General features: G+C 39.1%; 13 protein-coding genes, 2 tRNA genes and 2 pseudogenes. 5 read left to right on the top strand and 12 right to left on the bottom strand.

The genetic code is table 11. The features are described from left to right. Positions 1-178 precede the first annotated feature (178 nt). Positions 179-1,258: a Fic family protein gene (locus tag D7D25_RS09640; RefSeq protein ID WP_122968752.1), complete on the bottom strand. Its 1,080-nt coding sequence runs from the start codon at positions 1,256-1,258 to the stop codon at positions 179-181. A 157-nt stretch (positions 1,259-1,415) separates the two neighbouring features. On the opposite strand from D7D25_RS09640, the pseudogene D7D25_RS09635 reads away from it, so the two are divergent. Next, positions 1,416-1,730: pseudogene (locus tag D7D25_RS09635) on the top strand (DDE-type integrase/transposase/recombinase); the annotation flags it as partial. Here the strand turns inward: D7D25_RS09635 and D7D25_RS09630 are convergent. Both D7D25_RS09630 and D7D25_RS09625 read right to left on the bottom strand, forming a co-directional pair. Further along, positions 1,727-2,656 carry an alpha/beta hydrolase-fold protein gene (locus D7D25_RS09630; protein ID WP_122968750.1) on the bottom strand — a complete coding sequence of 310 codons (930 nt, stop codon included), beginning with the start codon at positions 2,654-2,656 and terminating at the stop codon, positions 1,727-1,729. The pseudogene D7D25_RS09635 and the gene D7D25_RS09630 sit on opposite strands and share 4 nt — an antisense overlap. Positions 2,657-2,839: 183 nt before the next feature. After that, positions 2,840-4,051 (bottom strand): transposase, encoded by a 1,212-nt coding sequence (locus D7D25_RS09625; protein WP_122968809.1) that lies wholly within the window; start codon positions 4,049-4,051, stop codon positions 2,840-2,842. A 104-nt stretch (positions 4,052-4,155) separates the two neighbouring features. On the opposite strand from D7D25_RS09625, the gene D7D25_RS09620 reads away from it, so the two are divergent. The 3 genes from D7D25_RS09620 (at position 4,156) to D7D25_RS09610 (ending at position 7,218) form a co-directional block, all read left to right on the top strand. Beyond that, positions 4,156-5,124 carry a tyrosine-type recombinase/integrase gene (locus D7D25_RS09620; RefSeq protein WP_370453851.1) on the top strand — a complete coding sequence of 323 codons (969 nt, stop codon included), beginning with the start codon at positions 4,156-4,158 and terminating at the stop codon, positions 5,122-5,124. A gap of 267 nt (positions 5,125-5,391) precedes the next feature. Next, a complete protein-coding gene (locus tag D7D25_RS09615; RefSeq protein ID WP_122968748.1) occupies positions 5,392-6,084 on the top strand; it encodes a hypothetical protein in 693 nt (230 codons plus the stop codon). A gap of 75 nt (positions 6,085-6,159) precedes the next feature. After that, positions 6,160-7,218, top strand: coding sequence for an ImmA/IrrE family metallo-endopeptidase (locus tag D7D25_RS09610; protein WP_122968747.1), 1,059 nt, complete (start codon positions 6,160-6,162; stop codon positions 7,216-7,218). Positions 7,219-7,476: 258 nt separating this feature from the next. On the opposite strand, the pseudogene D7D25_RS09605 reads toward D7D25_RS09610, so the two are convergent. From D7D25_RS09605 to D7D25_RS09585, 4 genes and pseudogenes are all read right to left on the bottom strand, one after another. Further along, positions 7,477-8,505: pseudogene (locus D7D25_RS09605) on the bottom strand (IS481 family transposase); the annotation flags it as partial. 332 nt (positions 8,506-8,837) lie between these two features. Next, the gene (locus D7D25_RS09600) at positions 8,838-9,218 is read right to left on the bottom strand and encodes a hypothetical protein (RefSeq protein WP_122968746.1); all 381 of its coding nucleotides are present in this window, start codon (positions 9,216-9,218) and stop codon (positions 8,838-8,840) included. Positions 9,219-9,296: 78 nt separating this feature from the next. After that, entirely contained in the window at positions 9,297-10,355 is a 1,059-nt protein-coding gene (locus D7D25_RS09595; protein WP_255417254.1) for an RNA-binding domain-containing protein, read from the bottom strand. Between the two features lie 338 nt (positions 10,356-10,693). Then, positions 10,694-10,766, bottom strand: a tRNA-Gly gene (locus D7D25_RS09585). Positions 10,767-10,850: 84 nt separating this feature from the next. Here D7D25_RS09585 and D7D25_RS09580 point away from each other — a divergent pair. Beyond that, positions 10,851-10,924 (top strand) — tRNA-Pro (locus D7D25_RS09580). A 98-nt stretch (positions 10,925-11,022) separates the two neighbouring features. Here the strand turns inward: D7D25_RS09580 and D7D25_RS09575 are convergent. The 5 genes from D7D25_RS09575 to xseB form a co-directional block, all read right to left on the bottom strand. Further along, the gene (locus D7D25_RS09575) at positions 11,023-11,328 is read right to left on the bottom strand and encodes a transcriptional regulator (RefSeq protein WP_122968743.1); all 306 of its coding nucleotides are present in this window, start codon (positions 11,326-11,328) and stop codon (positions 11,023-11,025) included. Then, complete coding sequence (locus D7D25_RS09570; protein WP_122968742.1) at positions 11,321-11,902, bottom strand: hypothetical protein; 582 nt, start codon at positions 11,900-11,902, stop codon at positions 11,321-11,323. Before D7D25_RS09570 ends, D7D25_RS09575 begins: the two co-directional genes overlap by 8 nt. Before the next feature lie 478 nt (positions 11,903-12,380). Further along, positions 12,381-12,854: an Lrp/AsnC family transcriptional regulator gene (locus D7D25_RS09565; protein ID WP_122968741.1), complete on the bottom strand. Its 474-nt coding sequence runs from the start codon at positions 12,852-12,854 to the stop codon at positions 12,381-12,383. 124 nt (positions 12,855-12,978) lie between these two features. Further along, on the bottom strand, positions 12,979-13,671 hold the full coding sequence (locus D7D25_RS09560) for a 2-C-methyl-D-erythritol 4-phosphate cytidylyltransferase (protein WP_122968740.1): 693 nt from the start codon (positions 13,669-13,671) through the stop codon (positions 12,979-12,981). Continuing rightward, a complete protein-coding gene (xseB, locus tag D7D25_RS09555; protein ID WP_122968739.1) occupies positions 13,668-13,859 on the bottom strand; it encodes an exodeoxyribonuclease VII small subunit in 192 nt (63 codons plus the stop codon). The genes D7D25_RS09560 and xseB overlap by 4 nt, the downstream gene beginning before the upstream one ends. Positions 13,860-13,876 lie beyond the last annotated feature (17 nt).

The following is a 13,876-nucleotide window of genomic DNA, read 5'->3' as shown; positions in this document are numbered from 1 at the left end:
TGTAATATTTATCGTCGGAAGATTGCATCCTCAGTTGACTACAAATAGTCGACTGAAAATAGAACTGACGGGGATTGATGGAGTTAACCTGAGAGGGATAGAAATGTAAAGGTTGTTTTTGCGGTGGCAATGGAACTGAAAATGCAGCAAGAGTCTTATGCTCTCCGGGCAATATTTATTATTCCAAAATCTTCAACAGCCTTTCATTCAAATACAATTTCTCTTTTCCGACTTTTACCGATTTCAAAAATCCATTTTCTTCTAACGTTATTAAATAATTTCCGACTGTTTTGGCGTTTCCGATGTTTTCATCAATTAGATGCTGCCGTTTGGTGTATGGCAACCGGAATAAAATTTCAACCAAATCTTTGGAATAGATTTTTGGCAATTTTGTTTTTATTTCTTCAGCGGTTTTGTCTATTGATTCTGTTATGTTGTTTAGCCGTTCCAAACCTCTTGCAGAAGTCTGCTCTATCATATCCAACATGAACAGGATGTATTCTTCCCACTCATTTTTTTCAGTTACACCACGTAGTCTTTGGTAATATTCCGTCTTATTTTTGATGATGTACCCACTCAAATAAATGGCCGGAGTGTCTAATAACCCCGAAAGTTTGAGGTAGAGCAATAACAAAATCCGTCCTGTTCGTCCGTTACCGTCGGCAAATGGGTGAATGGCTTCAAATTGATAGTGCATCAACGCCATTTTGATAAGGGGGTCTATGCTTTCATCCTCATTGATAAACTTTTCCAGATTTGCCAATTTCTCCCGGATAACGGTTTCTCCACTTGGCGGGGTATAAATCACCTCGCCTTGTGTATTACTCAACGTTGTGCCCGGAGTAACCCGGATAGAGGCGTTGTTTTGTTTGATACACTGCACAATTCTTATGCAAAGGTTGGTGGTGATAAAAGGCTTGGTCTTTAGTTGTTCTAACCCAGACCAAAGTGCTTCCTTGTAACTTAACACCTCTTTCGTAGCAGAATTTTGCACTTTTCTGTCGGCTACAAGGGATTTGTAAAGTTCGTCATTGGTTGTAATGATATTTTCCACTTCGGAACTCGCCTTTGCTTCCTGCAGGTAGATCGTGTCCAGAAACAGGGTAGGATTGGGCAAATTCAACAAAGTACCGTTGAGTTGTGCCAGGGCCCTACCGGCGGAAATGGTTTTGCGAAGTATCTTTTTCGTTTCAATATCTGCCTTTGGCGGTAGCAATGGCAGGTCATTATATGGTTTCTTACGATCAAATTTGCTCATATCTTTCAAGTGTAAGTTTTACTCTCGTTTTTAACACAAGGGCAAAAATACAAAAAAATTACTCTCGTTCGCATAATGAGGGTAAAAATTACTCTCCTTTTTTCGGCATATTTTCTTGATTTTACTTAGTTGTTAGCTTTTTGACAGTTGCGATTTTACCTGTTGCAAAATTATCGGATGGGGATGGTATTACCTTTCCACCATTATGGATGATTACAGCCGCTACATCGCGCATTGGAAACTGTGCGAAATCGTGAATGCAGAGGATGTCAAACGAACGGTTGACAGGGCGATGAAAGTGGTAGGCCTGACAAACAAACGACCGCCAAAACTACTGTCTGACAATGGACCTTGCCATGTGTCGAAAGATCTGGTACTATCGCTGGTATCGATCATGAAATATCCGGAAAGGAATTCTATATCTTCTCATCTTTTGAGAGAAGAGAAGCATTCAACAAAATCTCTTAATTAATGACAGTTTTTGATTTTTTCTTCCAATCTTTCTCGAATTTCAACTTCTTTCTCCACTGATAGCTCCTGATCTTCTGATAAGTTAGATAAAGCCTTATCGTAAAACTCTCTTGCTTCAATTTTTCTTCGCATATGCCACAAAGCATCCCCTTTAAGTTCAAGATGTCCCCAAGATCTTGGATAAACCCTTAAATACTCATTTTGCTCTTCCAGAATATTACCCCATTCCCACTCATCAAAAATGAAACCAAGTCCAAGTCCAAAACCAACAGTAGGTGTTGAGCTATGACTAAACCCTTCTAAATCATTAAATTTAAATCGGATATTATTGTCTTTCTCCAATATTGTTTTTGCTTTAAAGACAAAATCCCGTACTGAGACTTCAACCCATCGCCTGTCGCCGATTGCAAGATACAAATTACCCGAGATACTTTTGTCTTTTGATTTCCTTTCCATCAACTCGAGAATTTCACAATTATTTGGCCAATATGTTGGACTAATGGCTATACAGGAATTAAAAATATCATTCTTCTGGAGAAACAAATGCGTGGCAAAATAACCTCCGAAAGAATAGAAAGCAATAGTAATATTGGAAGATATACTGTATTCTTTCGATAAATAGGGAATTAGTTCTTCTGTGATAAATTTTGAAAGATAGTCTTTTTCAGTTAATTCTTTCTCCCTATTTTCGGGAATAATACCGACCAGAACACTTTCCGGAATTTCTTTAGCCAATATTAAATCATCAGCAGCCAGTAAGATAGTTTCATTCAGCCAATGTGCATCCAAATATATAATACAATTAGGTTTATCATCTTCAATAACTCCCTTGAATTTTGTTATGATAACTTTCCTGATTGATTCAAAAATCCTGGAATCAATGGACAATGTATCAGACTTGGTCAATACTGAATAGTTTTGAGCCATTAAATTATTTTCTGATAAAAATAAAAATAAACACTTTTAACAATACTTTCAAGGTTGGGAATGCAACAATATACAGAACCACATTAAACGCTCTTATACGTTTTCAGTATTACAGAAAAATCAAAAGTAAAACAGCCAAACAGCTGTTTATTGACAATAGTTCGTTAAAAATATAGTTTGGAGTCAAGCAGCACTTGCTGCAAACTCAATGAGTTCCTTGACAAGTTTATCATTTAATCTTCTGTTCGGTTTAATGCCGGACACGCAAATAAATCGTTCAAGCAAGTAGGCGTTGTGTATCATCGTTTTACATGATGCCATCGAAAAAGGAATACCTCTTTCCCTTGCCAGCACCTTTGCCAGGTTGACCGAGGTAAGAGATGCATTAAAGTTGAACGATAGCTTTGCCACGTCCCTTGCCTGCGATTGCATCAGTCCTGTGAAGCCTTTGGCATCCCTGAAGCAAAACTCGATCTGAAAACGGGTGCGGTAAAATTCTATAACATCTTTTCCACTCATCTCAGGATTGGTAGAGAAGAACAGTTTGGGATTTTTCCCATCCTTGGAATACCAGATGACAAGCCTGACCATCTGTTTAAGTGATTTGGAATAGGCTATCAAGGTGTAGAGATCACCGTTATCAATATTGATCTTTTGCACTCTGGTTGTATCCAGGTTGGCCATGTCAATCTTTCCGTCGTAGAGTTTAGGCCTGCCTTTCTTGCCTGTCGGTTTCTGCAGTGTTGGATAATAAAGTGCGACGTCATCCCTGAAACGGCTGACCAGATCAAACTTCATCTCTTGCAGACCCGTAACGAAGTTGTTCTTTGCGAAGTAGGCATCAGCAACCACGTGACGGCTTGCCCGATGGAGTTTCTCCTGCATCGATTTAAGGACCAAAAGGTACCAGTCAATCAGGTTGGCATCACGACTCTCCAGGGTTTGACGGTCCGGAGTCTGAACGGCCTGTAGATTGATGCAATCCTTGTTATCGACGTCTATAAGGCCCACTCCCAGGATTTCCAATCCTCTTTTCGCCTGACCGGCTGCACCCGACCAGAAGTAACCAATCCAAGGGGTATTCTTTCCTGATTTGGATATATAACTGGGATCAATGGCAATAGCCTTGCGATCTCCGGTTAATACCCTATCAGACAAAGACAAGTTAAACTCCAGCCAATCAAAATCCTTCGAGAAGTTCTGGCGAAATCGCTGTTCACACGACTTGCCATATCTTCCCAATTGTAGGAAATTAATCCTGCCGGGAATGACCAGATACAAAATAAGCGTCTCCATAAGGAATGATTTGAAACTTTTGTTTAACTTCGTAGTTAGTTCACCTGGAACATCACTACAGATACCTTTATATTGGTTAAGTATGCTGGTTCTATCCATCTTTATTAGGCTTTGATCAGCTATAAAGATACTGAGAATCAGATACTTAACCATCTTTTTTATGTTAAACTATGTTATGTAAATCATTGAATTTTAATTAGTTAATTGAATATTTACCGAAGTATTGTATTGAAGAATGCATAAATAAAAAACATAAGACAAAAGGTAAAGATGTTTTAAACGTCATCGCTGATATTAAATTTGACGATATCACGGTGAAATTTTTATCTGACTGCGAAGACTTTTGGAGTGAGACCGGTATAGAATACGCTACTATCGGAATTTATATGAGAACACTTAGGGCAATAATAAATAACGGTGAAGATCCTTATCTAACCGGAAATCGTTATCCATTTGGAGAGGGTAAAAATAAATATTCTATTCCGAAAGGAGGAAGAAAATCTATCGCTTTAGACATTGAGGATATTTGGAAAATAGAGGACTTTGAAACTGACAATCAAGGGTTGATACTTGCAAGGGATATTTTCGTATTCATGTTCTATTGTAACGGACTAAATTTCGGTGATCTATGCAGGTTACAATACAAAGATATCGACGGAGCATCCCAAGAGATTGTATTTCATCGTAAGAAAACGAGAGATACAAAAAAGAAAAAAAATCCAGAGCCTATTTGTGCTCCTATACTACCTCCAATGGTGGAGATAATTAACCGACACGGCAATAAAGAACAGGATGGATATATCTTTCCATTCCTTAATGGCATTGAAAGAATTGACAAGAACGAGAGAACGATAAAAGATGCTATTCAACTGGCATTAAATCCGATAAATAATTCATTAAAAGTGATAGCGGCACAATTAGGAATAGACCGGAATTTATCGACCGCCTATACCCGTAACAGCTATGTAACCTACCTTACGAGTGAAATGTATATCAGTGAGATTTTCGTTAAACAAATGGTTGGTCATAGCACGGGAAAGAATGTAACAGCCGGTTATAACAATCCATCTCCTAAAAAAAGGAGAGAGGTGAATTCTAAGCTATTAAATCCCAACAAAAAATATATTACACGCCTATTAGCCACAAGCAAATATTCATGTACACTCCAATAATATCGAAAATAATACGAATTTCTATAGGCTGCCTAATCCTATAAATGTGATGAAATAGGAGATCTCCCCTCATAAGAATTGATTCCGGCAAAACCCAATCACATAATAATCAGCAAATTGGAAAAAACTTTCCAACAAACGCACAAAATTGTTGATAAATTATATAGTGCTATATACAATTATTTTAAAAAAATATATACATTTGCAGTATTACCAGAAAAAATCATTCCAAAGGGTGATACATATTGGTAAAAAAATAAACCTCTGTTGGAAGCAGGGTTTATTTTAATAGATATGAATGCAGGAGAGCATTCACAAAATAATTTTTACATGTTAGATATTGCACCGACAAAAGTAAGAAATAATTTTCTAAAACGGAGAATTATTTCTAAAAAAGAAGCTTTAAATGATTTAAAAGAGGTTTTACCTCTTTTATTTCAAAGCTTTAACGAAGGAGTTAAATTGTTTAATGACAGGATATCTCACTATCCTATGAGTTGCCGTGACCGACTTCTCGAGACATCAGTCTTCCGGAGTTGCGTTATTGAAAGATTTGAAGAGAATTTTGCCGAAGCTTTAAAGATCGGGAAATACAAAAGAGTGGTTATAAGGAAGAATAACTGTCAGATATTATTTAAGAAATTAAATAACTATAATCTTCCGATGAATATTGTAACCAGGCTAACTGAATCGATTTACAATCAAGTGCAAGAGCCTCTATTTAATGAGGATTTTGGAATAACAGAACCAATTATATTCTTCGGTTACAGAAAGAATAGATTTGGGGAAATGTGTGCCCCAAAATTAATCTATATTGATAACAATCGTGTTCAATGGTCAATCGAAGAGTCAGAGATACAAAAATCTCAACCTATGATAATAGGTAAAAGGCCTATAACGCCAGAGAGAGGAGCTCTCGTAAAACCAAAAGAATCAGTAAAGCGAAAAAAGACATCATAATATACGTTTAATCAGAATGCTCTCCAGCTTCATATTTATACATGATTTAAACTAAAAACAAGAAGGAACAAAAAAATGGAATCGAGGCACTTTCAATTAACAATTGCTCGAGAATACAGAGGGATGACTCAAGGGGAATTAGCAGGTAAAATTGAAGGATTGTCACAGTCAAACCTCTCCAAATTTGAGAAAGGGTTTAACACCATCTCAGATAACGTGCTCGAGAAAATTGCAAAGGCACTAAACTTCCCATACAGTTTCTTTGATGAAAAAATATATAATATTTCTGAGAATGTAAATTTCAGGAAGAAAAGTATGGGAAAGAAAGACAAATCTAAGATTGAATACTCCTATAGACTCATTGGATATATCGTAGATAAATTGTCTGATAGCGTAGAGTTTCCTGACTTCACACTTAAAACTATTGATTTGGAACAAGGTTACTCCATTAAGGATGCTGCACGGTATATACGTAAGAATTTAGGTCTAATGGAAAACCGTACACCAGTGAGGAGAATATGTGGATTATTAGAAGAATCTGGAATAATTATCATTGAAACAGATTTAGATAATGACAAATTTGACGGGGTATCATTTATTTCTGACAAAGGATATCCAATTATTGTAATAAGTAAATACGCAAGTAATGATAGAAAGCGGTTTACGATTGCTCATGAACTTGGCCATCTGATAATGCATAGTGAGAAAGACTTTATAATCTATAATTATAGGGATAAAGAAAAAGAAGCAAATGAATTTGCTTCCGAATTCCTAATGCCTAGTGAAGGTATATACAATGATCTTTTAAACCTAAAATTAAGTTCTTTAGCTGAACTCAAAAGGTATTGGCTAACCTCTATGGCATCAATCGTTAGGAGAGCGTATGACTTAAAGGCTATTAACGATGATAAATATAAATATTTCAATGTGGAATTAAGCAGAAAAGGGTATCGAAAAGAAGAACCGATTCATGTATTTATAGATAAACCAACTGTCTTTAAAGACGCTTACGATATCCATATAAAAGAACTTGATTATAGTAATGAAGAATTATCAGATGCTTTCAGTCTACCTATAGACATAATAGAGAGATTCTGTAAGATAAATAATTCAAACTTACGTATTGTTGGATAAATAGGAATTTAGGAGGGTTTGCAAACCCTCCTAAATTGTAAAAGTTTAGACTTGATTGACAGTAGGGCGATTTTGTTATATTCTATATGATGGGTTTTCTAAGCCATAATTTCTTGGAATAGGAAGATAATTAGAGGGGGATTTTAGTCCCCCTTGACCATTCCAGTCAGTCAGATTATCGCTGGCAGGTTGCTCCCCAGCAGAGCCTGTTTCCTTTTCACCTGACGGGAGCAAAGATACAACATTTTGGTAATGATCGGATAACATTTTCTCTTTTGCAAGATGAATGCTGTCTAACCATGTCTGCATTGGAGTTTTACCATAACAATGTTTACCGCTATGAGGTCTTTCATTGTTATAGTATTCCAACCAGACATCCACATCGGTTTGAAGTTCTTCCAGACTGTTATAAATCTTTTTACGGAATGCCGTGGCATAGAACTCATCCTGCATGGTCCTGTGGAACCGTTCGCAAATACCATTGGTTTGGGGACTCTTGGCTTTGGTCTTACTGTGTTCTATGTCTTCAAGAGCCAGATACAACTGATATTCGTGATGTTCCCTGGCACCACAGTATTCTGTACCCCTGTCGGTCAAAACACGCAGTAAAGGAACACCATACTGGTCATATAAGGGGACAACCCTGTCGTTGAGCATATCAGCAGCAACGAGTGCTATTTTGCGGTCATAGAGTTTGACGGTGGCTACTTTGGAATAGGTGTCGATAAAGGTTTGCTGGAAGATCTTGCCGACACCTTTGATATGGCCGACATAGTAGGTGTCCTGGGCGCCAAGATAACCGGGATGATGGGTCTCTATCTCCCCGTGGGCTACTTTTTCCTCCTTGGCTTTCTCCAGGGCTGCCACCTGTGATTCGGTAAGGATTAGTCCCTCCTGTGCAACCTTGCTCTCAAGGGCTTTCAATCGCTTTTGAAATGTTTCCAGATCATGCCGTAGCCATACACAACGAACTCCGCAGGGTGAAATAAACATGCCCTCTTTTTTCAATTCATTCGATGCCCGGGTTTGTCCGAAAGCCGGATGTTCCATGGCAAAGGAAACAACCCTCTCTTCAATATGGGCTTCTATACGGTTCTTGATATTGGGCTTTTTACGACTCATCTCCCGCAGGGCTTCTTCTCCTCCTTCCGAGAATAAATCCTTATAACGATAAAATGTATCCCTGCTATATCTTAAATACTTGCAGGCTAATGATACATTGCCTAATTCTTCGGCCAAGTTCAATAAACCCAACCTACTTTTAATTACTTTTGTTTCTACATTCATTTCTGACAGTTTTAAAGGGTTAAACTTGATTTTGTTTTTAGCATTACAAATTTAATTTGTTTGCCCTTTAACTGTCAGATTAAATCGAAACTAATTCACTTAAAGAAATATCCAATATGTATGGTAAGCAAGGTACTGATTATCAAAACATAGATAGATTTTCTTTCCTTAAAACGCTTAAACCCTTTCCTAGTTCTTTCTCTTGTTTATCCCTAGTTTATTCCTTATTTATCTCTACTTTGTCCCTAATCCAAACATATTAAAACACTCTTTATCAAGTCATAACGATTTTTTATTCCTTAAACAGCTATTTTTTATCCCTAATTTATCCCTTAATCTTTCTTTTTTACCCATTTAGGAACTTTGCGACTCCCAATATTTTTAATAGTATCGTTTCTCATATCTTGTAAGATATTTTCAATTCTCTTTTTACGTTGTTTTTCATCCAAATAATCAGGCATCTTATCCATTAGCAATTCATCTATTTCTTTTCTGGTAGCGTAGCCATGTATATCGATATGCCTTAGAATAAATGATTTGAGTAGTTCCGTATCTAATCCCTTATTACGTGTGTACTGAGCCTTTTTGTCGGTTATCCTGGCTATCTGTGAGGAGATAAAGTAGTTTGGCTTCCTTCCTTCTATAAATCCTTTTTGTTTTAATCTCTGGGCTGCTTTATCATTGATAGGAAGTGACTTTTGCACTTTATCCAAAAGCACGGCATCGGTCAGGTCGATGTCGCCTTTTTTCTCGATCAGGAGCTTTGAGTAATTCTCATCAATGGCATGGCCTTATATTTCAAGCACTACCTCATCCATAGTTGACTTTGAATAGTCCGGCAAAGGGAAAAATCGTTGCATCTGGCTTTTATACATCTTATGGATACCGTATCCCATGCTGTCGATCATCTTTAAGGTAACCATCGCATCGGCCAACCATCGATTCCTATATCTCTGTGGAGTCTTGTTTCCCGTGGTATAATCCTCTGCACTTCCCTCAAAGAAATTTCCGGCATTGGAGAATATCAGTTTTCCTGTCTGTTCAGTTACGATGATACGGGAGAAGTAGCTATAGTTTTGATGTGCAATGGTATTATTCAATGCTTCAAGTATAACTTCAGGGTCATACTTCTGTACCTCAACGGCAATGAGCTGATTACTCGGGAAGAATTTATATTTGACATTCCGTATTTGTTTCAAAACATCATTCACGGAAATGAGGAAAGGTATTTCAAAATGCTCGTATGCTTTTTCTTCTGTATCGAGTTTCCAGGTAATTTGCGCCACGCTAGGCAGAATATAATGTGAGGATTCGGGTTTTCCCAAAAGAATAATAGCGGTGTTGGTGATTTTGCCATTGAGGGTAATTTTCGCCTTGTCGAGAAAGGTTTCATCCGACCAGTAGTCTATATCATCGAAGAAAGGTTTTCCGGTCATCTTTTCCTTGAATTTTTCTCTTGCAAGGGAAATTGCTTCCCTATCGAGATCCTTGATTGTGGCGTTCTCAATTATCTTGGCCGACCAGTCGTCTTGCGAGTTATAAATTGCCTTGATGTATTGGGGATATTTTCTTAATTCAGTCAGGCTTGATCCGAAACGGATATACGGAGTATTCTTAAAGTGAGTGGGTTCACCAACGGCTGCCGGTATTTTAAACACTTCGAGGTAATGCCCTTCATAAACACAAGGAAAAAACTCGAACTTGATGGAAGGGGTGAGTAATCGCCGGATCCATAGTTCCAGTTCTGAATTACCTTCTTTTCTTTTTTGAAACCTGAAAGAAGTGCCCTGCACCGCATGAGTTTTATCATCTATACCAAATACAATATAGCCCAATGGTTTGTTATGAATACAGGCCGCTTGGAGATGGCGGAAATATACTGTCCAATTCTTTCATTGGTAACCGCATTTCCAGATTTGAATTCCACCCATTCGTTCTCTTTGGGTAAAGCTCGTAATTCATCGACCAGTCTTATTAATTCCGTATTATTCATACACTAAATGATCGTTCTTTGAATAGTAAAATTTCCACCTTTACTAATTTCATTTTGCTCTCCTTGCAAATTTAGGTATATTTTCCCGATTTGTATGTTTACTTGAATAGCTCTTATCTACAGCCATTTAATCGGTTGAAGCAATAACCAAAAAGCACCTGCCGAAACAAATCGATAGGTGCTTGATACTGATTGAGCGGCAAACGAGGCTCGAACTCGCGACCCTCAGCTTGGGAAGCTGATGCTCTACCAACTGAGCTATTGCCGCATTGCAGATGCAAAAATAATCATTTTCCATAAAATTCCTCTCGGAATAGGAAAAAATTATTTACCTTTGCAGCCGTAAATTGATCGGGATGTAGCACAGTTGGCTAGCGCGCCACGTTCGGGACGTGGAGGTCGGGTGTTCGAGTCACCTCATCCCGACATTTTTTGCCTCAAACCCGCTATAGGACTACCGGCAAAGGCGTAGCCGAGCGCCAACCAGATGGTCAGAGTTAATCGATTCATTATTATCTATTTAATTATTTATCCGGTTGTTGATTTTCGATAGTAAGATATCCTTTCAGCGCCTCCACGTATTTCTCAAACGCCGCGATTCCCACGGGCGTCATCTTGCACACGGTGCGGGTCCGTTTTCCTTGAAATCCCCTTTCCACTTCAATGTAACCCGCTTCGCTCAGCTTGTCGATCTGCACACTCAGGTTACCCGACGTGGCGTTGGTTCGCTCTTTGAGATACACAAAATCGGCTTCTTCCACCGACAACAGTATCGACATGACTGCCAGTCGAAGTTCGGAGTGGAGGAGCGGGTCGAGTTCCTTAAACATTTTTTCGCCCTTTCCAATTCAGAATATGCCCGGGTATGACCATCATTACCAAAAAGATAAGTGCGAAAACGAGAATGGAGTCGTAACCTTTCACAATGAGGCAGAGGAAGGAGAACAGCATCCCCGCAAATCCCGAAAAGATTATCGGCTTAAACCGGATAATCATTCCCGTGATGGCCGTTCCCGTACCCATCATCAGCACAATGATAAATAAAATGGGCAGATTCCACACGAATACGGCGGATGTGGACACGGCAAGCCCCGCTATTCCGAAAGCAATCCACACGTAACCGATGATTCTGTCGATATAGGTCTTTACTCCCTTTTCCTGTTTTCTAATAATCAGCATCATGGTGGGAAACCCGATAACAGGTATCAGGAACCATAGATAATTCCAATAGGGATTGCCCGTGCTTGAAAACAAATACCAAACCAATAGGGATACCGCCACGGTGGTATATCCCCAGGTGAGGAAAGGCAAGCCGTTGCCTTTCTCCAATTTACGCTGCGTGTTTTGAATCATTCGAGCGATGAGTTCCAGACTCTCCTTCTCGTTTAATTGTTTCTCTTCCATTGTCTTTGTTTTTAATATTATAAATCGGTTTATATTGTAAACCATAATTGACACTGCAAATATAAATCAGTTTATTTTATAAACCAAATAAAATTGCAAAAAAAATCACTATTGTTCGACAAATACACGTAAAAAACTGAAAACCAGATAATTATAAACAGCAAGCCCTCGTTTTAAAATTAGACCGTATTAAGAAATTGTTCATCAAGTAGTTATAAAGCTTTAATATTTTTTATCGGACAACAATGAAAAAAATGAGTACACTTTAAAACTCCTTGCGAAGAAAATGACATTTTGATTATCAGGAAGTTGAGATATTAAAAACTCCACATTTTGACTTTTTCAATCGGACTCAAAAATGAATGAAACAACAAAAACGGGGAGGATTGAAAGATGATTTCAATCAAATGATCCAATGCCTTTCGGGTCTGATGATACGGGTTAAGGAGTGAGAAAAACGGATTGCGGTGGTGAAATCTTATTCTCCATTCGCATCCTTCATAATCGGAATTCCGCGCTTCACGCTCTGGCTGAGTGAGATCATCGTCTCTGTGGCCACCACACCCGGTATTTCCTGGATGCGGTTATTGAGGAGATCCATCAGATGCTCATTGTCGCGCGCGAATATCTTCACCAGAAGGGTATAGGGGCCGGTGGTAAAATGGCATTCGGTCACTTCGGGGATCTTATCGAACTCGGGAATCACATTTTTATACATCGATCCTTTTTCGAGTTTTACCCCGATATAAGCGCTGGAGGCGTAGCCAAGCACTTTTGGGTTTACATGGTATCCGGAACCGGTAATCACATCGTTTTCGATCATCCGTTGCACCCGTTGATGGATGGCGGCACGCGACACACCGCACTGCTCCGCCACATCTCTGAAAGGAATCCGGGCATTTTGGGAAATGATCTCCAGAATCTGCCGATCTAACTTATCTATTTTTTCCATAGGTGTCTGCTTTTGATTGATCCTTCAAAAGTAATAAATTTCTATGATATTTTGACAAAATGGAATGATATTTTTTGAATTAGCCCAATTCTCTATACCAATTACCGAATAAAACACCGAATATCTATCGATTTGCCATCAATTGACAGTAATAACCTGCAAGTGCCATATCGAAAGGAGTGGTGATTTTGATGTTGGTCTCCTCCCCTTCCACCAGTTGAATTCTCATACCCCATTTCTCCGCCACCGATGCATCATCCGTAAAAGAAGGATCAAAAGCGGTCTTGTAAGCTTTTTTCAATTCCCCTGCCGGAAAGACCTGTGGTGTCTGAACGAGTTTGAACTGTTTCCGGTCGACCATCCGGCTTCCCGTTTCAGTGAGTTGACGCACACTGTTCACCTCATCCACCACCGGGATCACCCCACACTGGTTTTCGAAGGCCGCTTCAAAACATCGGCCTATCAGTCCGGACGTCACAAAAGGACGCGCGCCGTCATGGACTCCCACCGTCTCATCTGCCGAAATTTCTTCCAACCCGTTTCGCACCGAATGAAATCGCGTATCTCCACCAGCCACGATTGTATGCGGGAGGGAGAATCGATGTTCCTCGCACAATCGCGACCACAACAATCGCGCTTCCTCCGGGAGCACCACGACAATACGCATCCCGTAGTCATACTCATAAAAAGCCCGGATAGCACGCATCAGCATGGGTTCACCCCCGATGGATTGGAACTGTTTAGGCAATTCCCCTCCCACCCGACGTCCTTTTCCTCCGGCCACGATAATCACGCTTCGTTTCTTTTCACGTATCATGCGATATCATCCAAAATTTTCTGTAGTTCTATATCGGTTTTGGTCAGCTTTTCCTTGCAAAAAGCGATCAGTTCCGACGCCCTTTTTACTTTCTCGGTAAGGGCATCCACATCCAATTCACCCGACTCAATGGCAAAGACAATTGCTTCGAGTTCTTTTTTGGCTTCCGTATAAGTGATTTTTTTCATGCTCTCATTAAAATATT

It is taken from the genome of Proteiniphilum sp. X52 (assembly GCF_003712195.1).
GTDB lineage: Bacteria > Bacteroidota > Bacteroidia > Bacteroidales > Dysgonomonadaceae > Proteiniphilum.
This window is presented reverse-complemented; position numbering and strand designations above follow the sequence as displayed.

Coding starts and splice junctions, on each gene's coding strand:
- D7D25_RS09575 (WP_122968743.1), bottom strand. CDS start 11,328: ATGTTTAAGGAACTCGACCCGCTCCTCCACTCCGAACTTCGACTGGCA.
- D7D25_RS09630 (WP_122968750.1), bottom strand. CDS start 2,656: ATGGCTCAAAACTATTCAGTATTGACCAAGTCTGATACATTGTCCATT.
- xseB (WP_122968739.1), bottom strand. CDS start 13,859: ATGAAAAAAATCACTTATACGGAAGCCAAAAAAGAACTCGAAGCAATT.
- D7D25_RS09610 (WP_122968747.1), top strand. CDS start 6,160: ATGGAATCGAGGCACTTTCAATTAACAATTGCTCGAGAATACAGAGGG.
- D7D25_RS09560 (WP_122968740.1), bottom strand. CDS start 13,671: ATGATACGTGAAAAGAAACGAAGCGTGATTATCGTGGCCGGAGGAAAA.
- D7D25_RS09625 (WP_122968809.1), bottom strand. CDS start 4,051: ATGGATAGAACCAGCATACTTAACCAATATAAAGGTATCTGTAGTGAT.
- D7D25_RS09640 (WP_122968752.1), bottom strand. CDS start 1,258: ATGAGCAAATTTGATCGTAAGAAACCATATAATGACCTGCCATTGCTA.
- D7D25_RS09565 (WP_122968741.1), bottom strand. CDS start 12,854: ATGGAAAAAATAGATAAGTTAGATCGGCAGATTCTGGAGATCATTTCC.
- D7D25_RS09570 (WP_122968742.1), bottom strand. CDS start 11,902: ATGGAAGAGAAACAATTAAACGAGAAGGAGAGTCTGGAACTCATCGCT.